Raw genomic sequence first — 22,450 nt, 5'->3', positions numbered from 1 at the left:
AAATTTTATGAAGTCTGATATTGAAATAGCTCAAGAAGCGAAAATGTTACATATAAGAGAGGTTGCAAAAAAGTTAGACATTGAGGAAGACTATTTAGAATACTACGGAAAGTATAAAGCAAAAGTTTCTCCTGCTTTATGGGAAAAGATAAAAAATAGAAAAGATGGTAAGCTTATTCTTGTCACATCTATAACTCCCACCCCTGCAGGCGAGGGTAAGACTACACTTACGGTAGGATTAGGCCAGGCTCTTGCTAAAATAGGTAAAAAAGCTATGATAGCTTTAAGAGAGCCTTCGTTAGGACCTTGTATGGGAATAAAGGGCGGAGCAGCTGGGGGAGGGTATTCTCAAGTTGTACCTATGGAGGACATAAATTTGCACTTTACGGGAGATTTACATGCGATTACTGCTGCTCATAATTTATTGGCTACGATGATAGACAATCATATTTACCATGGTAATGAACTCAATATTGACATAAGGACTATTACATGGAAACGGGCTATGGACATGAATGATAGGGCTTTAAGAGAAGTAATAGTAGGACTTGGAGGAAAGACAAATGGATATCCGCGGCAAGACGGATTTATAATAACAGTAGCTTCAGAAGTAATGGCGATTTTGTGTTTAGCGCAAGATTTGATGGATTTAAAAAGAAGAATTGGTGATATAATAGTGGCTTATGATAAAAATGGTAATCCAGTAACTGCAAGAGATTTAAAAGCTGATGGAGCTATGGCAGTCCTATTAAAAGATGCTATAAAACCTAATTTAGTGCAAACTATTGAAAACGTTCCAGCATTTGTACATGGAGGACCTTTTGCAAATATTGCTCATGGATGTAATAGCTTAATTGCTACTAAATATGGTTTGAAATTGGCAGATTATCTTGTAACAGAGGCGGGATTTGGTGCGGATTTAGGGGCTGAAAAATTCTTTGATATAAAGGCTCGCTTAGGAAGATTAAAACCCAATGCTGCTGTTGTTGTTGCAACTGTGCGTGCCTTAAAAATGCATGGTGGCGTAAAAAAAGAAAATTTGCAAAAAGAAAATGTTGAAGCAGTGAGAAAGGGAATTGAAAATCTTGAAAAGCAAGTTGAAAATGTAAGAAAATTTGGAGTGCCAGTTGTTGTAGCACTTAACAGGTTTATCTTTGATACAGAGAGAGAAATTGACGAAGTAAGAAAGGCTTGCGAAAATATAGGTGTAGATATGGCGGTAGCAGATGTTTGGGAAAAAGGAGGAGAAGGTGGGATAGAGTTAGCTGAAAAAGTTGTTAAAGCTTGTAGCATGCCTTCTGACTTTCGCGTTTTGTATGATGAGAATTTACCAATCAAAGATAAATTACACAAGATTGCCACAGAAATATATGGAGCGGATGGAGTAGAGTATACAGCTTCGGCTTTAAAAGATATTGCTAATATTGAAAGATTGGGATTAGATAAGATGCCTATAACTATCGCAAAGACTCAATATTCACTTTCAGATGATCCTAAACTATTAGGCCGTCCAAAAGGATTTAAGATAACGGTAAGAGAATTAAGGGTTTCAAAGGGTGCGGGTTTTATTGTAGCGCTGACAGGAGATATAATGACAATGCCAGGACTTCCAAAACATCCTGCTGCAGAAAATATAGACATTGATGAAAATGGAAAAATAACAGGGCTGTTTTGAGGGAGGATAAATGAAAAGAGAAATATTGGATATACAAAATTTGTCACAGGCAAAAAAAGAACTTAGTCAAATAAAGGCTGAAGAAGTTTCTATAGATATTATGGCGCCAAAAGCTGTTTTTAGAGTTGTCAAATTATTTGATGTGCATCCAGCTGCTGCTAACATAATAAAACAGGAGATGCTAGCGATAGGAGGAGAAACAGCTGTAGCGAGAGGTTGTGTCAATATGAGCGTTGAAAAATCTGATATTATTATAATGGGAACATTAAAACAATATAAAAAGCTTTTGGCGAAACTTAAAATGCAAAAAGGTTATTTTGGGCTTAATGAAATTATAGAAGAATTAACGGACATTATTGAGGAAATGTCTAAATAGGCGGCAAAGAGATATTCTCTTTTGCCGCTTTTTAATAAGGAAAAATTTTAAAACCTGCACAAAATTTTGCAGATTATATATGAAGTTTTATCTAAGTTTCCAGAGTGGAAAGAAAAGTTTATAACTTTTTCTGGGGTAGAGATTAAGGGATTAAATTTATTGTGTATTTGGAAAGTATGTGGTATATTATTTTAGTAGGTACTAATAATAACTGCTACTAGTTGATATAGTAAAGTTTAAGGAGGAGTTATATGAGTGTCCATGATATGATAGAAGAGCTAAAAAGAAGAAAAGAGAAAGTTTTAGAAGGTGGGGGAGCTAAGAGAATAGCTGTTCAGCATGAAAAGGGTAAACTAACTGCAAGGGAAAGGATACATAAGCTTCTTGATAAGGATAGCTTTGTAGAAATAGACCCTTTTGTAGAGCATCGCTGTTATGACTTTGGACTTGAGAAGCAAAAATATCCTGGAGAAGGAGTTGTAACTGGCTATGGTACAATAGATGGCAGATTAGTTTATGTGTATGCGCAGGATTTCACTGTACTAGGAGGGTCATTAGGGGAGTACCATGCTAAAAAGATAACAAAAGTTATGGATATGGCGATGAAAATGGGAGCGCCTATAATAGGGCTTAACGATTCGGGAGGTGCTCGCATACAGGAAGGTGTTGATGCGCTTTCTGGTTATGGTAACATATTTTACAGAAACACTTTAGCTTCCGGTGTCATACCGCAGATATCAGTGATAATGGGGCCAAGTGCTGGAGGTGCCGTGTATTCGCCCGCATTAACAGATTTTATTTTTATGGTGGATAAAACCAGTCAAATGTTTATAACTGGTCCACAAGTCATAAAGGCTGTAACTGGAGAAGAAGTGACTCTTGAAGAGCTAGGAGGTTCAATAACTCACTGTAGAGTAAGTGGCGTTGCCCATTTCAGAGGCCCAAATGATGAAGAAGTTCTCAAAATGGTGAGGAATTTGTTAAGTTATTTACCTTCTAACAATTTAGAAGACCCACCACAATACCAAACTGGAGATGACCCCAATAGAATTTCCCAAAAACTTATGGAAATAATACCAGATAATCCCAATAAACCTTATGACATGAAAGAGATAATAAAGGAAATAGTTGACAATGGGGAATTTTTAGAATCACAAGAGATGTACGCAGAAAATATTATTACAGCTTTTGCAAGACTTAATGGAAAGACTATAGGAATTGTGGCTAATCAGCCAAGAGTATTAGCAGGAGTACTTGACATAAATGCTTCCTATAAAGCGGCTAGATTTATTCGCTTTTGTGATGCTTTTAATATACCTATACTTAGCATAGTGGACGTGCCTGGATTTTTGCCAGGGACAAATCAAGAATATGGTGGGATAATAAGACATGGGGCAAAAATGCTTTACGCTTATTCTGAAGCAACTGTTCCTAAAATTACTTTGATTGTAAGAAAAGCTTACGGGGGAGCTTATCTTGCTATGTGCAGCAAGGACTTGGGAGCTGACATAGTATTTGCATGGCCTACGGCAGAGATTGCGGTGATGGGTCCAGAAGGGGCAGCAAACATTGTCTTTAAAAATGAAATCAGCGAGGCAGAAAATCCTGCAGAAGTGAGGCAACAAAAGATAAATGAGTACAGGAATAATTTTGCAAATCCGTACAGAGCAGCAGCCCGCGGCTATGTAGATGATGTAATTCTTCCTTCGGAAACAAGGCCAAGACTCATATCAGCTTTTGACATGTTATCAAGCAAAAGGGAGAGTCGCCCTCCTAAAAAACACGGCAATATACCTCTATAGGGTGGTGTTTTTATGGATTTTTTAGATTTTTTGAAAAGAACGTTTAATAATGAAAATAACAAAGAAGAAGAGAAAGTAAAAAAAGAAAAAAGAACAGACAAATATGAAAAAAACGAAGAGGAAACTGAGCTTGTTGCTGCGATTACAGCGGCAGTAGCTTTGTATTTACAAGCTGATGCCAGCACTTTTTACGTAAAATCCATACTGAGACTTCCAGATACTGCTCCCGTTTGGTCTAAAGTAGGACGATTGGAGCAAATAAGGACAAGATTAAATTGAGGGAGGAATTTTTGTGAAAAAATTCAAAGTCACTGTAAATGGGAAAGTGTATGAGGTTGAAGTAGAAGAGATAAAAGATAAAGAGGAAACTTCTAAGATAACTCAAACGGCAATTCTTTCACAACCTAAATTAACACAAACTCAAGAGATTTCACAACCGGTTTCGAATGCAGAAGCTTCTTCTATACCAAAAGGTTCTAAAGTAATTTCTGCTCCTATGCCAGGTACTATTCTTGATGTGAAAGTTAAGGAAGGCGACAGGGTAAAGAGGGGAGATGTTGTAGTGATTTTGGAGGCTATGAAAATGGAAAATGAGATAATGGCACCTGATGAAGGGGTTATAGTGAGCATACATGTTTCTAAAGGTTCTTCTGTAAACACAGGGGATATGCTTGTGACTATGGACTAAAAATTTATTGATGAGTGAGGCTTTATTTGGTAAAATTAAGTTGCAGGTATCGTCTTCGAACCTGACAATTAATAAAAATTTAATATTGTTAAGCGTTCGGAACGGTATCCTGTAAAGGAACCGGAACGGAGGTGAGGAAAGTGCAAATTAAAGTGACTAGAGAAAGGAAAGTAGCAAAAATTTCTTTGAGACAGATAACTGTAGCAGGAATGCTGGCTGCGATATCCATAGTTTTATCTACCAGCGTTTTAGGATACATCCCTTTAGGCATTGCTAATGCTACTACAATGCATATACCGGCAATTATAGGAGGAGTATTAGAAGGACCTATTGTAGGAGCCTTTATAGGCTTGATTTTTGGATTGACCAGCTTCATAAGGCAAAACACTCCTCTTTTTGCTGACCCTGTAATTGCAATATTGCCCAGGGTTTTTATAGGGGTGGTAGCACATTATTTTTATAAGTTGACTAAAAATGTTGGTATTGCAGCAGCTGGAGGTACGTTGACAAATACCATCGGAGTTTTGGGACTGGCAGTGCTTCTTAAATATCTGCCGTTTAAGGTTGCATTATTTGTAGCTTTAAAAAATGGCGTATTTGAAATTATTGTGGCTGTAATATTAACAACAATAATAGTAAAGCCTTTGAAAAAAATGCATGGTAAATAAAAATTAAAAGCAGTTCATTTGTCTGCTTAATTTTAAGAAGGTGATGATTTTGCTTTTAGCCTTTGATGTAGGGAATACTAACATTGTAATGGGAATTTATAAAGGGAAAAAGCTTCTACATTCTTTTAGAATATCCACTGATAAAAGCAAAACCTCTGATGAATACGGGATGTTGATAAATCAGTTATTTGAATACAATGGTTTCAAGCTAAAAGATGTAGATGCTGTAATAATTTCTTCTGTTGTACCTCCTATTATGCACACACTTGAAGCAATGACTATAAAGTATTGTAATACCAAGCCTTTGATTGTGGGTCCAGGGATAAAAACAGGCATAAATATAAAGTACGATAACCCCAAAGAAGTAGGAGCAGATAGGATTGTAAATGCTGTTGCTGCCTATGAAATTTACGGAGGACCAGTCATAGTAATTGATTTCGGCACAGCTACTACTTTTTGTGCAATTTCTAAAAATTGTGAATATTTAGGGGGAATAATTGCTCCTGGATTGGCAATATCTGCCGATGCGCTTTTTCAAAGGACTGCTAAACTACCTAAAATTGAGCTTGTAAAACCGCCTACTGTTATTTGCAAAAATACAGTAGCTAGTATGCAGTCAGGCATTATATACGGACATGTTGGAATGGTGGATTATATTGTGGGCAGAATGAAAGAAGAATTTGCGCCAAACGCTTATGTTGTAGCAACAGGTGGTTTTGCAAGGATGATTGCAGAAGAGTCAAAAACTATAAACACAGTAAATGATATGCTCACTTTAGAAGGTTTAAGAATAATCTATGAGAGGAATGTTGACTGATTCCTCTCATTTTATTTTTCTGATTTTTGCAATGATATAAAGAACTATAGGGAAAAATAATTCAAACCAAAAGGCTTCAAAAGGGAAACATCTTTGTATGTAAGTGTACAATCCATCTAAATTTTCAGATACATTTTCTGCTAATGGGATTAACAAAGTAGCAAGAGGTAATAAAATAAAGCGATAGTCTGGAGTTTTTATTGTTTCAGCTAATCCTTTTGCAAAGAGATAAGTAAATATTACAATTTTAAGATAAATTCCCATTAACCACATTGCCATTACTAATGAATCAAACCGCTGTATGTAATCGCTAATTCTTATATTTCTCACCATTTCCAAAGCTGTAAATTGAAAGTTTGATGCAGTTTTTGCACCAAAAACTCCTATTGCTAAAACTCCCAACATCATGTTAAGAACTAATATTCCAAGGCTTATTATTCCGCCTTTTAAAGCCTTTTCTTTTTTAGAGATATAAGGAAATATAAAAAGTATTATTACCGTTTCAAGCATGTAAGCGGTAATGAGGAATGAGCCTATTAGGGGAGGTTTTATCCCGTTTTCAAGTATTGGGAGAAAATTTGTCATTTTAACTTTTGGAAGATTCAAAATAGTAACAAATGCCACAAGGAACATTCCAAATGGAAATAAAAGTTCGTTTAATCTAACAATTGCTAAAAAACCTTTTGATACAGTGTACATTACTGATATTATCAAGACTACATAAAAAATTATTGGAGGAGTATGAGGCATAAAAGCATTGATCATAATCTCTATTAATTCTCTCATTACTAAAGAGATACCGTGTAAGATAAATAACAAATAAAGCGAAGCTATTATTTTTCCTATAAATTTTCCTGTTATTTTATCTACGTAGGAAAATAGCATTTCTTTTTTAAAGGTCATTGCCAGTTTATAATAAAAAACAAAGACAATGCTAGAGGTGAAAAAAGATATCACCACAGATATCCAAGAGTCTTGTTTTGCGACTAATGCTACAAAAGAAGGCAAAAAGACGTCTGCCGTTGATAGGACGATTGTAACTAATAAAAATATCAGTTGTTTTGTAGAAATTTTCTTCTCTGAAGTCTTTTCATATTGTCCTGTTCCTTTAAACATATCCGACTCCTAAATGTGTTTTTTTTTATTATTTATCTAAAGCCAACATAATATTCTAAAAAAAACTTGAAATAATAATATCTGGAGGTGTTTAAAATGCCCCATAAGTTGCCTGATCCGCAGTATGTAAAAGAAAATTATCAATATATGACTCTTAGCAAAGAATTAGAAGAAAATATATATATATTTCAAGTGCTTTTAAAAGGGAATAATGACATAGTTTTTAGGCAAATTAGCATAGGAGATAAAAAAGTTAAAGCTTTTTTATTGTATGTAGATGGAATGGTAGATAAGTTGTTAATTACTCGAGATATTTTAGAGCCAATAATGATAGAGACAAGAAAGTTGAATAAAATCATATATACTAATGACCAACTCTTTAATTATATAAATGAATGTTTTATAACAATTTCAGAAGTAAATGTAAAAGATAAAATTGGAGATATAATAGACGACTTACTTTCTGGAGAGACAATACTTTTAATTGATGGAGTGGAAAAAGCCTTAATTATCTCTACAAAAGGATGGGAAGGGAGAAATATAGCTGAGTCTACTACAGAATCCTATGTAAGAGGTCCTAAAGAGTCTTTTGTGGAGACTTTAAGAATAAATACTTCTATGCTAAGAAGGAGAATAAAACACCCTGATTTTGTAATTGAAAACATAAAAATTGGAAAGTATTCTAAAACAGATGTATCTATTGCCTATGTAAAAAGCATTGCTGATGATACAGTGGTACAAGAAGTTAAAAAACGACTTAAAAAAGTTCAAATTGATGGGGTTATTGATAGCGGCTATTTAGAAGAATTTATAGAAGATAATCCTTTTTCTCCTTTTCCACAAATAGCTCATTCTGAAAAGCCAGACAAGGTGACTGCAGAAATTTTAGAAGGGAAAGTGGCAATATTAGTTGATGGTTCGCCTTTTGCACTTACTGTTCCTGCAGTATTTGTACAATTTTTTCAGGCTGCCGAAGATTATTATGAGAGGTATTTCTTGTCATCAGCTCTTAGAATTTTGAGAATTGCTGCAATGGTTATTGCTCTTTTATTTCCCTCTATATACATTGCAGAAACTACTTTTCATCAAGAAATGATACCGACGCAACTGGCTATTTCTATTGCTGCTCAAAGGGAAGGAGTGCCTTTTCCAGCACTTTTGGAGGCATTATTCATGGAAATAACCTTTGAAATTTTAAGGGAGGCGGGTATAAGACTTCCTATGCAAGTGGGACAAGCAGTAAGTATAGTAGGCGGTTTGGTAGTTGGGCAAGCAGCTGTTCAAGCAGGACTCGTGTCTCCTGCAATGGTGATTGTAGTTGCAATGACAGGAATAGCTTCCTTTTCAATTCCTGCTTATAACGTTGCGATAACTTTTAGACTTTTGAGATTTATCATAATGATTGCAGCAGGAACTTTAGGCTTTTTTGGGATAATAATGGTGGTGATGATGATACTCGTCCACATGGCCTCATTGGAGTCTTTTGGAGTACCATACCTTTCACCTTTGACTCCAAGTAGGACACAAGAATTAAGCGATGTATTAATGAGAATACCTTGGTGGGCAAAGATATTAAGGCCCAAAACTATCCAAAGGAAAAATATTGTGAGGCAGGAGGATAAAAGAGGATAAGATGAAGAGATTTGTAATATTAATTTTGGTGGTTGCCATTTTACTTGCAGGATGTTGGGATAAAAGAGAAATAAATCAATTAGCTTTTGTACAAGGTTTAGGTATTGAAAAAGGGAAAGATGACATGATACATCTCATTGTGCAAATTTTAAAACCGGGTCTTATGGCAGCAGGAGGTGGTGGAGGTGGAGGGGGCTTGGGAGGAGGTAGTGCTATTGGTAAGCCCTATGCTGTTTTTCAAGCCAGTGGTGTAGATTTTGCAAAGGCTTTTGCTAACTTGAATAATAAATTGCCAAGGTTTCTTTTTCTGCAATATAACGAAATAATATTTTTAGATGAAAACTTTGCACGTTCAGGGATATACAAAACTTTAGATTTTATGACAAGAAATCCTGAGTTTAGGAGGACAGCTTATATATTAGTTGTAACTGGAGGAAACTTACAAGAACTCTTTGATTTGCCAAGTAGTGAGCAGCTTGAAAGATATCCTTATAGAGAAGTGTTGGGAATGATACAAAACCAACAAAATACTTCTTCTTCGTATGTATGTGATCTAAATGAGTTTATTGAGACGTTGGAAATTCCAAAAAAAGCGCCTATAGCAGGGCGACTGGAAATAGTAAAGAAAGATGGCAAAGCGACAGGACTGAAGATGGTAGGGTCTGCAGTCTTTAATAAAGACAAGTTAGTGGGATTTTTAGAGGAGCAAGATACAAAAGCTGTAATGATATTAAAGAATAAATTGAAAAGAAGTACATTGACTTTAGACAAAGGATTAAAAAGAGAAAAAGCACATATTTCTTTTGTAGTTACTAAAGCCCATACTGATATTATTCCTAAAGTGAAAAAAGGCAAAGATATTTCTTTTGATATAAAAGTTAATATAGAAACCCATATGAATGAGCAAGAGAGCAAATATGATTTGACAGAGCCTAAAAATCTTGAAAAGCTTCAACTTTTAATAAATGGAAAAATAAAACAAGAGATAGAACACGCGCTTTTTGTACTTCAAAAGAAGTATAATGCGGATGTAGTAGGATTTATCAATATTTTGCACCAAAGGAATCCTAAACTATGGAAAGAAGTTGAAAAAGACTGGGATAAAGTTTATCCTGAGGTGAAGTTTAATGTGACAGTGAAATCAATTGTAAGAAGGACAGGTTTAACTTCTAAACCTATATATCCGAGGTGATTTTATGATTAAAATACTTGTTCTAACATTGATTTTTGTGATTATATCATTGGTTGAAGTACCAGGTCTTGTAAGACAAAAAAAGATTAAAGAAGTTATTGTGTTTTTTGCCTTTTTGATTGTCGGCTACATATTAAATTTGCTCTACCTTTTAAATATACAAATTACCCCTACTAATAAAATAATTCAGTCTTTATTAAAACCAATTGAAAAATTTTGGGGACAATAAATCCAGAAAAGTATTTTATCTGGATTATTTTTCTTTTTGGTATTGAAATTTTTTTAAAAAAGTATTAAAATTGTAATTAATGTGAGCACAAAATGTGCACACTGGGGGGTTGTAAATAAATGAAATTCATTAAAATTGGTGATAAGACTATAAATTTAGAGAAATTGCACGGCATAATAGATAAAATGATTGAAATGAGACAAAATGGGTTTTCACAGCAAGAGGTTGCTTCACGTTTCAAAGTTGACAGAAGTTTTGTTTCTAGACTAGAAAGTTTAGGTGAGGTTAGAAAAGGAGGAAGTATTGCTGTAGTAGGTTTTCCTATAAAGAATAAAGAAGAGTTGGAGATGCTTTTTAGAGAGTGGGGAATTAATTTTACACTTCTTTTGTCTGAAAAAGAGAGATTGAACTTGGCTGAAAATATGAGTGGTGTGGAGCTTTTTAACATGGTAATGGATTTAATTGCTAAAATTCAATCTCACGACGTGATAATTTTTTTAGGTTCAGACAAAAGGAGCCAGTTGGTAGAGGCTATATTTGACAGAGATATCATAACTATAAATATTGGACATTCTCCTTTGACAGAAGATGTATATGTTGACCCACAAATAGTGAAAGAAGTCTTAAGTTCTTTGAAAGGGTGAAAATATGAAAAAGGTGGTAAGCATAAGTATAGGTTCTTCTACAAGAAATAAAACGGCAGAAGCAGAGATTTTAGGAGAAAAATTCGTTATAGAAAGAATAGGGACTGATGGGGATTTAAAAAAAGCTATTGAACTTATTAAAGAGCTAGACGGGAAAGTTGACGCTTTTGGAATGGGAGGGATAGATTTATACCTTTCAGCAGGTAAAAAAAGGTATGTAATAAAAGATGCTTTGCCTTTAAAGAAGGCCGCAAGAATTACTCCGATTGTAGACGGCTCAGGGCTTAAAAATACTCTTGAAAGAAAAGTAATAAAATACATACAAGAAAAAGGTATAGTCGATTTGAAAGATAAAAAAGTGCTTATTGTAAGTGCTATGGATAGATTTGGAATGGCTCAAACTTTTTCTGAATTGGGGGCAAAACTTATTATAGGAGATCTGATTTTTGCTCTAGGTATTCCTATTCCTCTCCATTCTTTAAGGTTTTTATATGCCCTTTCTCTAGTTATTGTTCCAATTGTGGCAAGACTTCCGTTTGAAATGATATACCCTACTGGAGAAAAACAACTCACCATAGATAGCAAAAAATACGAAAAATTTTACAAAGAAGCAGATATAATTGCGGGGGATTACTTGTTTATTAAAAAGTACATGCCTGAAAGACTAGATAGGAAGATAATTGTGACTAACACAGTTACACAGGAAGATGTGGAAATGATGAGAGAGAGGGGGGTGGAACTATTAATTACTACTACCCCCAACATAAATGGTAGGTCTTTTGGAACAAATGTGATGGAAGGAGTTCTTGTGGCAATAGCTGGTAAAAAACAAGAAGAAATGACACCACAAGATTACGACCAACTTTTGGATAAAATAGGTTTTGAACCAAGAATAGAATATTTACAAAAATAGGGAGGTAATAAATATGCATAAATTTGGTTTTATAATACATCCTATAGAGTACGAAGATGTAAGCCGCAAGTTTAAAATAATGGAGAAGTTTCCTAGAAGAGTTGTGGAAGGTTTTACAAGACTTCTTCCACCTATGAAAGTTTCCGAAATAACAGGGGTTAAAAGCAAATATGCTGAGACAGAAGGTTGGTTTGTAGCGGTTCCTTTGACCTCTGAACAAATGTTAAAATTGCCTGAGAATTATGTTTTAAATAAAATAATAAAAGCGGTAAAAATTGCAGAAGATTTAGGAGCTGAAATTGTAGGCTTGGGAGCTATGACCTCTGTTGTAGGAGATGCAGGGATAACAATTGCTAAAAATTCAAACATTGCTGTAACTACCGGTAACAGTTATACAGTCGCTACAGCAATAGAAGGAGCGGTAAAAGCAGCAGAGATGATGGGTAAAGATGTAAGAGATTCTCATGTCGTTGTAATAGGAGCGACAGGCTCAATAGGCAAAGTCTGTGCAGAGATTTTATCTAAAGATGCAAAGTACATGACACTTGTAGCACGAAATAAAGAAAAATTGCAAAATTTTAGAGACTATCTATTAACAAAAACGGGCCTGTCTGCTCATATCACTTCAGATGTTAAAGAAGCCTTAGAAGACGCAGATATAATAATCACTGTTACAAGTGCGGTAGATACGGTGATAAAGCCTGAATATCTAAAACCTGGGGCTGTTGTTTGCGATGTTGCAAGGCCTAGAGATGTATCAAAGGAGGTTGCGGATAAAAGAGATGATGTTTTAGTTATAGAAGGGGGAGTAGTAGAGGTGCCTGGTGATGTAGACTTCCACTTTAACTTTGGTTTTCCACCTAAAACAAGTTATGCATGTATGGCAGAGACGATGATTCTTGCTATGGAAGGACGAATTGAGAATTATTCTTTGGGACGTGATTTGACTGTAGAACAAGTGGATGAGATATCAAAACTTGCCAAAAAGCATGGGTTTAAATTAGCGGGATTTAGAAGTTTTGAGCGAGAGGTTACAATGGAAAAGATAGAATCTGTGAAAAAAAACGCTAAAAAGAGATTACAAGAATGGAATTTTGCATAATTTAGACTTGACTTTATTTGTTAACTGATTTATAATAATCCTCATGGAAAATTACACAAGCACTGCTTTGCAGTGCTTGTGTATTAATATTAACATAAATTTTATTATTGCCACATATGAATAAAATACAATTTTCAATATTTTATAAAAAGGAGAATCGTCTATGAGCAAGCCTGTAATTTTAACTTATGAAGGACTCAAAAAGTTAGAGGAAGAATTAGAATATTTAAAGACAGTCAAAAGAGCTGAAGTAGCAGAAAAGATAAAACAAGCGAGGGCATTTGGAGATTTAAGTGAAAACTCAGAATATGACGAAGCAAAAAATGAACAAGCGTTTATAGAAGGAAGAATAGCAACGTTAGAAGCCATGCTTAAAAATGCAAAGGTTATCGACGAAGAAGACATAAAGCTTGACCAGGTTAGCATTGGATGTACCGTAAAAGTGTATGATGAATCCTATAATGAAGAAGTGGAGTATACAATTGTAGGTTCAGCAGAAGCAGATCCAATGAACAACAAAATATCTGACGAATCCCCCATAGGAAAGGCCTTATTAGGCAAAAAAGTAGGAGATGTTGTCTCTGTTGAAGTTCCTGCCGGAATCATCAACTTAAAAATATTAGAAATACGCAAATAAAGGGTGATGGAGGTATAATATGTCTAATTCAAATGAAAACATTTGGAACAACACTGAAGAGCTCAATGAACTTTTGCGAATAAGAAGAGAAAAATTAAATATTCTAAAAAGTATGGGAATAGAACCTTATGGTATCGATAAATATGAAAGGACAAATGTATCTTCTGATATTAAAAACGATTATGAGAATTTTGAAGGCAAAGTAGTAACTCTTGCAGGGCGAATTATGTCTAAAAGGACCCATGGCAAGGCTTCTTTTGCAGACATTCAAGACAGAGAGGGAAGAATCCAGATTTATGTCAAGTATGATACAGTGGGAGAAAAGAATTATGAAATTTTTAAAATCTTAGACATTGGAGATATAATAGGTTTTACAGGCGAGGTATTTAAATCTAAAACTGGAGAAATAACTATTCGTGTGACAGATTTTAAACTTTTGTCTAAATCTCTTCAAATACTTCCAGAGAAATGGCACGGTTTAAAAGACCCTGATTTGCGTTATAGACAGAGATATACGGATTTAATAATAAATCCCGAAGTAAAAGAGGTATTTTTAAAGAGGACAAAAATAATAAAGGCGATAAGAGAGTTTCTTGACGATAGAGGATTTTTAGAGGTGGAGACTCCTATTCTTCATACTATTGCGGGTGGGGCTGCAGCACGACCTTTTATTACTCATCACAATGCTTTAGATATTGATATGTACTTGCGAATTGCTTTAGAGCTTCACTTAAAGAGGCTTATTGTGGGTGGCCTTGAAAAAGTATATGAGATGGGCAGAGTTTTTAGAAATGAAGGAATGGATGTAAGGCATAATCCGGAATTTACTCTTTTAGAGCTTTATGAAGCTTATACGGATTATTACGGTATGATGGAACTTACAGAACAATTATTTGCCTATGTGGCACAAAAGGTTAACGGTACTACGAAAATAGTTTATCAAGGAACAGAAATAGATTTGACACCTCCTTGGAAAAGAATTACTATGGTGGATGCCATAAAAGAATATGTCGGGGTAGACTTTAATGAAGTGAAGACAGATGAAGAGGCAATAGAGATAGCGAAGAAATTAAACCTTGAGGCAAAAGAAGGAATGAAAAAGGGAGAAGTAATAGCACTTGTTTTTGATGAGCTAGTAGAACAGCATTTGATACAGCCAACTTTTGTCATGGATTATCCTGTAGAGATTTCTCCTTTAGCTAAGAGAAAACACGACAATCCAGAGTTTACTTCTCGATTTGAAGCTTTTATTTACGGAAGAGAAGTGGCTAATGCTTTTTCTGAATTAAATGACCCTATAGACCAAAAAGAGAGATTTTTAGAACAATTAAAGCAGAGGGAAGCCGGTGACGAAGAAGCCCATATGATGGATGAGGACTTTATAAATGCTCTTGAGGTTGGTATGCCACCGACTGGAGGATTGGGAATAGGTGTGGATAGACTTGTGATGTTTATGACAGATGCTTATTCTATAAGAGATGTAATATTATTCCCTACAATGAAGCCTAAAAATGACTAAAAAAGCAGTCGAAAGACTGCTTTTTAACTTTTTTGTAAGGACTGGCTTTTTGGAGATAAAAATAATATAATATAGTTGTCAATTTTCTAGACAAAGGGGTATCGTATATGATAGATAAAGAAAAGATTAAAAAAGCGGTAAGAGACATACTTGAAGCCATAGGTGAAAACCCGGATAGGGAGGGGCTCCTTGAGACTCCTGATAGGGTTGCAAGGATGTATGAGGAAATTTTTGCTGGGCTTCATACGAATGTAAAAGATGTTATAAAGATTTTTCAAGAGGATGAACATCAAGAAATAATACTTGTAAAAGATATTCCCCTTTATTCTATGTGCGAACACCATCTCTTGCCTTTTATAGGAGTTGCCCATGTAGCGTATTTGCCTAGAAAGGGTAGAATTTTAGGCCTTTCCAAATTAGCTCGAATAGTAGATATTTTAGCAAAAAGGCCACAGCTTCAAGAGAGGTTGACAAGTGAAATTGCAGATACCATAATGGAGGCTGTGAATCCTTTAGGTGTTGCTGTTGTCATTGAGGCGGAGCATCTGTGCATGACAATGAGAGGTGTCAAAAAACCAGGGTCCAAGACTGTTACTTCTGCTTTGAGAGGAATATTCAGAACAGATCAAAAGTCTCGAGCAGAAGTCATGTCTTTAATCAATTCTAAAAAATAAGGGAGGTAAACTATGCTATTTAGGTGTAGGGATAAAAGCTTGGAGATTGGAAAAAGAACTTACATAATGGGAATATTAAATATGACTCCTGATTCTTTTTCAGATGGGGGAAAATATAATACTTTCGAAAAAGGCATAGAAAGAGCTCTTCAAATGATAGAAGAAGGAGCTGACATAATAGATGTAGGTGGAGAGTCTACAAGGCCGGGATATACTCCAGTGGATGAAGAAGAAGAAATGAGAAGAGTTATACCCATCATTGAAAAGCTTTCAAAAATTTCAAATGTTATTATATCTGTGGATACTATGAAATCGAATGTGGCGCTTCGAGCTTTAGAAGCAGGTGCTCACATAGTAAATGATGTATGGGGGCTTCAAAGGGACCCCCAAATGGCGGAAGTAGTTGCAAAATACCATGCAGGCGTAATAATGATGCATAACAGCAATGTAGCGGAGTATAGAGATGTTGTTAAGGATATAATAAAATTTTTACAAAAAAGCATAGAAATAGGGGAAAAAGCAGGAATTGATAAAACTCAAATGGTAGTAGACCCAGGGATAGGTTTTGGAAAAACTTTAGATCATAATCTTGAGGTCATGAATCGATTGGAAGAATTAAAAGTTTTAGGAGTTCCTGTACTTCTAGGCACTTCAAGAAAATCAATGATTGGAAAAGTTTTAAACTTAGATGTAGAGGATAGATTGGAAGGGACTGCTGCAACAGTTGCTGTTGGGATTGTAAAAGGGGTTGATATTGTACGCGTTCACGATGTAAAGCAGATGGTAAGAGTTGCTAAAATGACCGATGCGATGGTGAGAAGATGAGTAAAGTATATTTATCTTTAGGTTCTAATTTAGGAGATAGGGAAGAAAATTTAAAAAGAGCCGTTTTTGAGTTAGAACACTGGGAAGGTATAATTTTAAAGAAGCTTTCTCCTATTTATGAAACAAAACCTGTAGGATATTTAAACCAGGATATGTTTTTAAATATTGCAGTTAAAGTCGAGACAAACATTAAGCCTTATAACTTACTAAAAGTTGTAAATGAAATTGAAAAAAAGTTAAAAAGAGAAAGACTCATAAGGTGGGGTCCAAGGACTATTGATATTGACATACTGTTGTACGATGATATTGAATTGAAGGATGAAGTGCTCACTATTCCTCATCCGAGAATGTGGGAGAGAGCTTTTGTCTTGATTCCTCTTTCAGATATAAACCCTTTTATAAAAAGAGGGGATGTGTATATCAAGGATTTAATTGAGAAGTGTCCTGATAAAGAAGGAGTTAAGCTTTATAAAGAGAATTGGTACAATGGGGTGTAAAAAATGAAAGTGACAAAAATTTTTACTTTTGACAGTGCCCACAATCTTCTAAATTACAATGGGAAGTGTGAGGAGCTTCACGGTCATACCTATAAGCTGGAAGTTACAGTTGAGGGGAAGCCTGACGGAGAAGGAATGGTAATAGATTTTGTAAAGCTTAAAGAAATAGTAAATGAGAAAGTTGTAAAAAAGCTTGACCATAAGTATTTAAATGAAGTTTTAGGATTTAACACTACTTGTGAAAATATTCTTTTGTGGATATGGAAAGAATTGGAGCCTGTGTTTAAAGGAGATAACTATCATCTTTATAAATTGAGATTATGGGAAACCCCTACAAGTTTTGCAGAAATTACTGAAAAAGATTTAGTATGAGGTTTTTAAAATGGTGATTACAAATCCAATTGTTTACGGGAAATTCATAAAGAGAATCAATAGATTTGAAGCTTATGTAGAGTTAAATAGCGGGGAAAAGACTTTAGTACATGTGCCTAATACGGGAAGGTGTAAAGAGATATTTGTTCCGGGAGCAGAGGTTATCCTTGAAGTAAGAGATAGGCAAGGCAGAAAAACGCCCTACGAGTTGGCTTTTGCTTATAAGGGGAAAAGACTTATATCTATTGATTCACAAGTGCCTAATAAAGTAGTTTTAGAAAGCATAAAAATGGGACTTATCGATGAATTTAAAGGTTATGACATTGTAGAAAAAGAGAAAACTTTTGGCAACAGTAAATTTGATATAAAACTTACAAAAGGAAAAGAGATATGTTATGTTGAAGTCAAAGGAGTAACTTTGGAAGTAGAAGGTATTGCAAAATTTCCTGATGCCCCCACAGAAAGAGGTAGAAAGCATTTAAAGGAGCTCATAAAAGTCAAAGAAGAAGGAATGAGGGCGGCAGTTGTTTTTTTAATTCAAATGGATGACATCAAATACTTTACTCCAAATGACGAACAGGACCTTCAATTTGGACAATTTTTAAGAGAAGCTGTTATGAAAGGCGTAGAAGTTTATGCCTATACTTGCGATGTGGGAGAAAATTTTATCAATCTAAAAAACAGGGTACAGGTAGTGCTGTAACCCTGTTTTTTACCTGCTTTTAATAAAATCTTATTAAGCCATTAAACACGGCCTGAGCTACTTTTTCTATGTAATCTACATCCCTCAAATGAGCATCGTCTATCCCCACATCTTCCATTGCTGGCACAATACCCACAGGAATGATACTTTCTTTTGTACTCAAATCTTTTTTGAAAAATTCCCAAGCTTGGAAGTTACAATTTTTCTTCCATTGCTTTGTTTATATGTTTAGCAAGCTTTAGAGAAGTTTCTTTTTGTTCCTCGCAGTACACCTTAAATCCACTTTCTTTTTTAGAAGACACTTCAGTGTAAAGGCTGATTAGAATTTTACAATCCAAATCTTTTAAATTTTTCTCTTGAGGGTCTTTTTCCCAGGTTATTTTGCTTTACTCAGCAGAAAATTTAACTTTTTTGCCCATCATTGGAATGTGCATTAAGAGTCCTGTAGGGTTTTTAGTTTTTTTACTAAAACCAGGATTTATTGTTATTTTTCTTCCTTTTAATACTTCTATGTCTACTTCTTATCTACTCCTTTTGAAGCGCCAACGCAGTCAGCTTTATGTAAATCATTTGCATTAATTATTACAGCATCCACTCCTGTTTTTTCTTTTATCATGTCGCAAACTTTGTCCGGGTCTTTGGGGCCTAAAACTACATACGTAGAAAAGCTTTTTTTGGACAACCCTTCAGGTAACTCAGAACAACAAACGCCTATTGTGGTTATAAAAAATTACAAAAGCTATACTTTCAGTGGTGTCTGACAGCAGGGAATAAAATATAAAAGGGTAAGAGTTACTCAAAATTTTTCAAGAAAATAGAAATATACTTCAAAAAATTTTCAAAGTCACGCAGATTATTTTGTATGATGTTATATACTTCCAGATTACTTATATCGTCGTAAAAATGAACAATTCTATTGCGAAATTTTGCCATAAGTTTATATGTATTGGCCGAGTCATAAGGTAATATATTGTGTTTAGTGAGAATTTCGAATGTATCAGCATATGTTTTTGGGGGTTCATAATTTAGTCTTGATATAATGTGATTACCAATGTCGATCATTGCTTCTATTGCAATTTGTAAATTGTATTTTGCAGAGTCATAATATTTAAAATCTGATGAAAATTCATTATCTGTAAGTTTGGCAAGTTCGCTTAAATTTGTTAAAGCTTTCTTGATGACATTTATTTTTTTTATTATCTTATCTTTATCGATAGTCATTTTTTAACCAGTCCTTCCAAATAATCATCATAAAAGAATTTGAGGGTAATGCCATAATCTCCATAGTATTTAAAAACTTTTTCTTTAAAATCTGATAATTTTACATAATTACTGCAATATAATAATTCTCCAGTATAAATGACGTGGTGTTGAAGGTTTAAAGGAGCTTTATTTAAGTTTATTACATCAATGTCATCTCTTTTGAATATTTCACTTATTTTAACTTCTAATGTAAGTTCTTCCTCCAATAGGACATTTTTGTTGTATAAAACTGCAAAATCAATATCACTGTTTTGGTTTTGATATTCTGTGCCATAAGATCCAAAAAGGTAGAAAGCAATTATATTGGGGTTATCAGACAAATATGATTTCAATTTTTCTAATTCTTTACTAATACTACTCAAATCTCTCATTGTTATTAACCCTCACCTTATTAATAAATATTTTTAATCTTTATTTATTATATCACACTAAGATGAACCAAACAGAGCTAGTAGTCAGCATAGGACATACAACCTTGCCTGTTCCTATTATACATGAGAAAATCATCACTGAACGTTTTTTGCTAAGATTTGCTATTATGTGGTCAGCTCTATATTATAAATTTTCCTGCAACTTTCTATCACCATTTTCTTTAATTTTTCATGACCACATATTTCTAAAAGATATAAAGCCTTTAAAAGAGAGTCCATGTAATTTTCTCTATTAAGCTTAAATTCGGCAATTCCTTTTCTAAAGTATAAAAGTGCCAAGCCATTTAAAGTCTTGTTTTCTGCACAAGTTTTAATACCTTCTTCTGCGTAGTAAAGCGCCTTATCATATATGGAAGCCAGGTGATACGTATAGGAGAGATTGTAATATACCCTAACCCTTTCTTCTACATTTTCTGTCTCCAGTGCTTCTAAGCAAAAAAGAAGCATTTCTATCCTTTTCTCATAGGATTCTTTTTCTCTTACTATAAGAGCTATATTCATCAAGATTCTAACTTCCATACTGCTGTACACAAAGCGGGTATAGTTAGAAAGAGAAAAATCTGGTATAGTGACTTTCATGGCTTTAATCAATTTTTCTAAAGCCTTTTCATAATCATTATTGACAGTTTTTTCAATAACAGACTCCACTAACAAGAGAAGTTGCTTCAATAATCGAATGTAATAAAGGCTCGTTTTCCCTTCATTAATTATTTCTTTAAGCTCTTCAACATCCTTTTTCAAATCTTCAAATTCTCCACCTTCAAGCTTATCTTCAATAGAAGTTTTTATTTTATAAAAAGAAGAATAATCTTTAAGTCTGTACTTAAGTAGGAGCTCATTTAAGTCTCTTTTAAAGATGACAGACATCAAATCAAGAGTTTCATGTTTAGGCATAACCTTTCCATTTTCAATTCTCCTTAAAGTATCTGTGCTTACAAGAGTTTGATCTGCTACATCTTTTTGAGTGAGCCTTAAAGATTTACGAATTTCTCTTAATTCATTTCCAAAAGCCTCTAAATCATAATAGAATCCATCCATTTTTTTACACACCACCCAGAATCAATTCGGGTTGAAATTGTTTAATTTACCATATATTATATAGGTAAGAAAAGGAAAAGTAAAGGGAGCAGGAAGGGGCTTGAGGAGAAAGTTGTTAGTTATTTTTTTCATAGTTACTCTTTTACTGCATTCATGGTGTTTTAGTGTGATAGGAAATGTCGAAAGTATAGGACCAATGGGAGAAAAGGATATAATAGATTGGCATTCTTTGGTTGCAGATAAGTAAAAAGATGCAAAGCCAAGATAGATTTCAAGCAGGCTGAAGGCGCATTTTAGAACTTTGATGTAAATACAAATATAAAAAGTTTTAATATGTGCTCAGCATAGAAATTTGTTTAAGGGGGTGATTGCAATCAAACATAAAGGAAGTGGTAAGAGAAAAGAAAAGACAAAAAGAAGGCTAAAAAAGGGCATAAATATCCTGTAGAAGTCAAATGTTAAAAAATGACATGAACTAGATTCAGCAAAAATTAGGCCGATTGCATCAAAACAACGAGAGATCTAAACTCATCAAATTTACCCAGTTTAATAGCTACAATAGCACAGTAAGCAAAGTAATATGGCCAAAAGTATTAAGGTTGCTGACAGAATTAATATTTCTGACATAAGCCTTTTCAAAATCCAGAGCTTTAAAGCGGGAATTATATCTTTCTGATTCAATCCTCAATTTATAGACAGCCTTGAAATATAGGGAATCTCTATTAATAGAGGACCTATAATCAGAAGATATAATAGCATACTTAGTACAGCCTCTATGCTTTTTGCCATTAAAATATTTAGGATGCTTTATAGGGCAGGCAGAATCATCTTTAGAATTACAGAACTTGCAAACAAATTTTTGCTTAATAAAACCATCAAAATACTGCTTGCCATCTTTAAGCATTTTAATACCCGCTTCACAGACCATATAACCATCATCAGTCAGAGGGGGATTTTTAGAATTACGCTTGTTAAGAGGAATAAAGCAATGACCGTGGAGAGTATTTCTAACATAATTATAGAGTTTCTTAACATCATAGCCTTTATCGGCAATAAAATTAACATACTTAAGGTTAAACCACTTATTAGTCTTTTCAGGTAAAGACAAAGCGACTTCAAAATCGGGGACATCAGCAGGACTAGAGGAAGGGAATTCAGATATTGAATACAGGTCAAGATTTTCAAACATAGAAGAATAGAAATCAATTTTAGACTGGGAAGTAAAGAGTTCAGGTATATTTAAAAGTAATTGAACTTGGTACATGTAGGATTTCCTCCTTCTTAAAAAATATTTTCATGCGATATATATAATAATTCGACAAATGGTAGGGGAAATCCTATATAGAAGATAAAAAATTCAAAAGTGATAGGAAAAAAGTATGTCTGTAGAATGGCTTAAGTGAAGGCTTTTGAATTTTGCACAAGTCTATAAATTTAAGAGAAAGGAGGGATAAATAATGATTTCCATTAAATTACAAGTCACAAGTAAGGAAAAACAAGATCCAGGAAGACCAGTAGCGATGACAGGACATGGTCATGGTCACACTATTATTGATAAATAAAAAATTAACAAGAAACATTTTAACTTGCAAAGGGCTTGCAAGGGAAATTATTTAGGATTTTTCCCTATGCAAGCC

Annotated in this window: 27 protein-coding genes and 1 pseudogene; 21 read left to right on the top strand and 7 right to left on the bottom strand. The window is 34.3% G+C overall.

From position 1 onward, the window contains the following. The first annotated feature begins 7 nt into the window (after positions 1–7). From TMATH_RS10100 to TMATH_RS10070, 7 genes are all read left to right on the top strand, one after another. On the top strand, positions 8–1,675 hold the full coding sequence (locus tag TMATH_RS10100) for a formate--tetrahydrofolate ligase (RefSeq protein ID WP_013150863.1): 1,668 nt from the start codon (positions 8–10) through the stop codon (positions 1,673–1,675). 10 nt (positions 1,676–1,685) lie between these two features. After that, positions 1,686–2,051 (top strand): hypothetical protein, encoded by a 366-nt coding sequence (locus tag TMATH_RS10095; protein WP_012995986.1) that lies wholly within the window; start codon positions 1,686–1,688, stop codon positions 2,049–2,051. Between the two features lie 251 nt (positions 2,052–2,302). Continuing rightward, positions 2,303–3,853, top strand: a complete 1,551-nt coding sequence (locus TMATH_RS10090) for an acyl-CoA carboxylase subunit beta (protein ID WP_013150862.1) — start codon at positions 2,303–2,305, stop codon at positions 3,851–3,853. A gap of 12 nt (positions 3,854–3,865) precedes the next feature. Next, positions 3,866–4,132, top strand: a complete 267-nt coding sequence (locus TMATH_RS10085) for an OadG family transporter subunit (protein ID WP_012995984.1) — start codon at positions 3,866–3,868, stop codon at positions 4,130–4,132. A gap of 13 nt (positions 4,133–4,145) precedes the next feature. Beyond that, the gene (locus TMATH_RS10080; RefSeq protein ID WP_013150861.1) at positions 4,146–4,541 is read left to right on the top strand and encodes a DUF2118 domain-containing protein; all 396 of its coding nucleotides are present in this window, start codon (positions 4,146–4,148) and stop codon (positions 4,539–4,541) included. A gap of 140 nt (positions 4,542–4,681) precedes the next feature. Further along, positions 4,682–5,209, top strand: coding sequence for an ECF transporter S component (locus TMATH_RS10075; protein ID WP_013150860.1), 528 nt, complete (start codon positions 4,682–4,684; stop codon positions 5,207–5,209). 49 nt (positions 5,210–5,258) lie between these two features. Then, complete coding sequence (locus TMATH_RS10070; protein ID WP_012995981.1) at positions 5,259–6,026, top strand: type III pantothenate kinase; 768 nt, start codon at positions 5,259–5,261, stop codon at positions 6,024–6,026. Between the two features lie 6 nt (positions 6,027–6,032). Here TMATH_RS10070 and TMATH_RS10065 read toward each other — a convergent pair whose 3' ends face one another. Then, positions 6,033–7,142 carry a GerAB/ArcD/ProY family transporter gene (locus TMATH_RS10065; RefSeq protein ID WP_013150859.1) on the bottom strand — a complete coding sequence of 370 codons (1,110 nt, stop codon included), beginning with the start codon at positions 7,140–7,142 and terminating at the stop codon, positions 6,033–6,035. A 96-nt stretch (positions 7,143–7,238) separates the two neighbouring features. On the opposite strand from TMATH_RS10065, the gene TMATH_RS10060 reads away from it, so the two are divergent. The 13 genes from TMATH_RS10060 to sfsA all read left to right on the top strand — a co-directional run bounded on the left by TMATH_RS10060 (position 7,239) and on the right by sfsA (position 18,081). Further along, complete coding sequence (locus tag TMATH_RS10060) at positions 7,239–8,774, top strand: spore germination protein (RefSeq protein ID WP_013150858.1); 1,536 nt, start codon at positions 7,239–7,241, stop codon at positions 8,772–8,774. Position 8,775: 1 nt separating this feature from the next. Continuing rightward, positions 8,776–9,966, top strand: a complete 1,191-nt coding sequence (locus tag TMATH_RS10055) for a Ger(x)C family spore germination protein (protein WP_013150857.1) — start codon at positions 8,776–8,778, stop codon at positions 9,964–9,966. A gap of 4 nt (positions 9,967–9,970) precedes the next feature. Further along, positions 9,971–10,195: a hypothetical protein gene (locus tag TMATH_RS10050; RefSeq protein WP_013150856.1), complete on the top strand. Its 225-nt coding sequence runs from the start codon at positions 9,971–9,973 to the stop codon at positions 10,193–10,195. Between the two features lie 119 nt (positions 10,196–10,314). Next, complete coding sequence (locus TMATH_RS10045) at positions 10,315–10,839, top strand: hypothetical protein (RefSeq protein WP_013150855.1); 525 nt, start codon at positions 10,315–10,317, stop codon at positions 10,837–10,839. Between the two features lie 4 nt (positions 10,840–10,843). Further along, positions 10,844–11,752, top strand: a complete 909-nt coding sequence (locus tag TMATH_RS10040; RefSeq protein ID WP_012995975.1) for a DUF8754 domain-containing protein — start codon at positions 10,844–10,846, stop codon at positions 11,750–11,752. 13 nt (positions 11,753–11,765) lie between these two features. After that, positions 11,766–12,854 carry an NAD(P)H-binding protein gene (locus TMATH_RS10035; protein ID WP_013150854.1) on the top strand — a complete coding sequence of 363 codons (1,089 nt, stop codon included), beginning with the start codon at positions 11,766–11,768 and terminating at the stop codon, positions 12,852–12,854. Between the two features lie 163 nt (positions 12,855–13,017). Continuing rightward, positions 13,018–13,491, top strand: a complete 474-nt coding sequence (gene greA, locus TMATH_RS10030) for a transcription elongation factor GreA (RefSeq protein ID WP_012995973.1) — start codon at positions 13,018–13,020, stop codon at positions 13,489–13,491. A 19-nt stretch (positions 13,492–13,510) separates the two neighbouring features. Next, positions 13,511–15,010 (top strand): lysine--tRNA ligase, encoded by a 1,500-nt coding sequence (gene lysS, locus TMATH_RS10025; RefSeq protein WP_013150853.1) that lies wholly within the window; start codon positions 13,511–13,513, stop codon positions 15,008–15,010. 107 nt (positions 15,011–15,117) lie between these two features. Beyond that, a complete protein-coding gene (gene folE, locus TMATH_RS10020; RefSeq protein WP_012995971.1) occupies positions 15,118–15,684 on the top strand; it encodes a GTP cyclohydrolase I FolE in 567 nt (188 codons plus the stop codon). 12 nt (positions 15,685–15,696) lie between these two features. Next, positions 15,697–16,509: a dihydropteroate synthase gene (gene folP / locus TMATH_RS10015; RefSeq protein ID WP_013150852.1), complete on the top strand. Its 813-nt coding sequence runs from the start codon at positions 15,697–15,699 to the stop codon at positions 16,507–16,509. Then, the gene (gene folK, locus TMATH_RS10010) at positions 16,506–17,006 is read left to right on the top strand and encodes a 2-amino-4-hydroxy-6-hydroxymethyldihydropteridine diphosphokinase (RefSeq protein ID WP_012995969.1); all 501 of its coding nucleotides are present in this window, start codon (positions 16,506–16,508) and stop codon (positions 17,004–17,006) included. The genes folP and folK overlap by 4 nt, the downstream gene beginning before the upstream one ends. 3 nt (positions 17,007–17,009) lie before the next feature. Then, positions 17,010–17,378 carry a 6-carboxytetrahydropterin synthase QueD gene (gene queD, locus TMATH_RS10005; RefSeq protein ID WP_013150851.1) on the top strand — a complete coding sequence of 123 codons (369 nt, stop codon included), beginning with the start codon at positions 17,010–17,012 and terminating at the stop codon, positions 17,376–17,378. A gap of 10 nt (positions 17,379–17,388) precedes the next feature. Next, a complete protein-coding gene (gene sfsA / locus TMATH_RS10000; protein WP_013150850.1) occupies positions 17,389–18,081 on the top strand; it encodes a DNA/RNA nuclease SfsA in 693 nt (230 codons plus the stop codon). A 19-nt stretch (positions 18,082–18,100) separates the two neighbouring features. Here the strand turns inward: sfsA and TMATH_RS12235 are convergent, their stop codons facing one another. The 5 genes from TMATH_RS12235 to TMATH_RS09980 all read right to left on the bottom strand — a co-directional run bounded on the left by TMATH_RS12235 (position 18,101) and on the right by TMATH_RS09980 (position 20,813). Beyond that, the gene (locus TMATH_RS12235) at positions 18,101–18,244 is read right to left on the bottom strand and encodes a hypothetical protein (RefSeq protein ID WP_232192564.1); all 144 of its coding nucleotides are present in this window, start codon (positions 18,242–18,244) and stop codon (positions 18,101–18,103) included. 351 nt (positions 18,245–18,595) lie between these two features. Further along, complete coding sequence (locus TMATH_RS11735) at positions 18,596–18,763, bottom strand: coenzyme F420-0:L-glutamate ligase (RefSeq protein ID WP_232192562.1); 168 nt, start codon at positions 18,761–18,763, stop codon at positions 18,596–18,598. A 110-nt stretch (positions 18,764–18,873) separates the two neighbouring features. Next, the gene (hepT, locus tag TMATH_RS09990) at positions 18,874–19,302 is read right to left on the bottom strand and encodes a type VII toxin-antitoxin system HepT family RNase toxin (protein WP_013150849.1); all 429 of its coding nucleotides are present in this window, start codon (positions 19,300–19,302) and stop codon (positions 18,874–18,876) included. After that, entirely contained in the window at positions 19,299–19,715 is a 417-nt protein-coding gene (mntA, locus tag TMATH_RS09985; protein ID WP_013150848.1) for a type VII toxin-antitoxin system MntA family adenylyltransferase antitoxin, read from the bottom strand. The genes hepT and mntA overlap by 4 nt, the downstream gene beginning before the upstream one ends. A 165-nt stretch (positions 19,716–19,880) precedes the next feature. Then, positions 19,881–20,813 carry a helix-turn-helix domain-containing protein gene (locus TMATH_RS09980; protein WP_013150847.1) on the bottom strand — a complete coding sequence of 311 codons (933 nt, stop codon included), beginning with the start codon at positions 20,811–20,813 and terminating at the stop codon, positions 19,881–19,883. 100 nt (positions 20,814–20,913) lie between these two features. On the opposite strand from TMATH_RS09980, the gene TMATH_RS12075 reads away from it, so the two are divergent. Continuing rightward, entirely contained in the window at positions 20,914–21,060 is a 147-nt protein-coding gene (locus TMATH_RS12075; protein ID WP_013150841.1) for a hypothetical protein, read from the top strand. Positions 21,061–21,304: 244 nt separating this feature from the next. On the opposite strand, the pseudogene TMATH_RS09975 reads toward TMATH_RS12075, so the two are convergent. Further along, positions 21,305–21,954, bottom strand: a pseudogene (locus TMATH_RS09975) (transposase); the annotation flags it as partial. Between the last annotated feature and the right edge of the window lie 496 nt (positions 21,955–22,450).

It is taken from the genome of Thermoanaerobacter mathranii subsp. mathranii str. A3 (genome assembly GCF_000092965.1).
Classification (GTDB): Bacteria; Bacillota; Thermoanaerobacteria; order Thermoanaerobacterales; family Thermoanaerobacteraceae; genus Thermoanaerobacter; species Thermoanaerobacter thermocopriae.
This window is presented reverse-complemented; position numbering and strand designations above follow the sequence as displayed.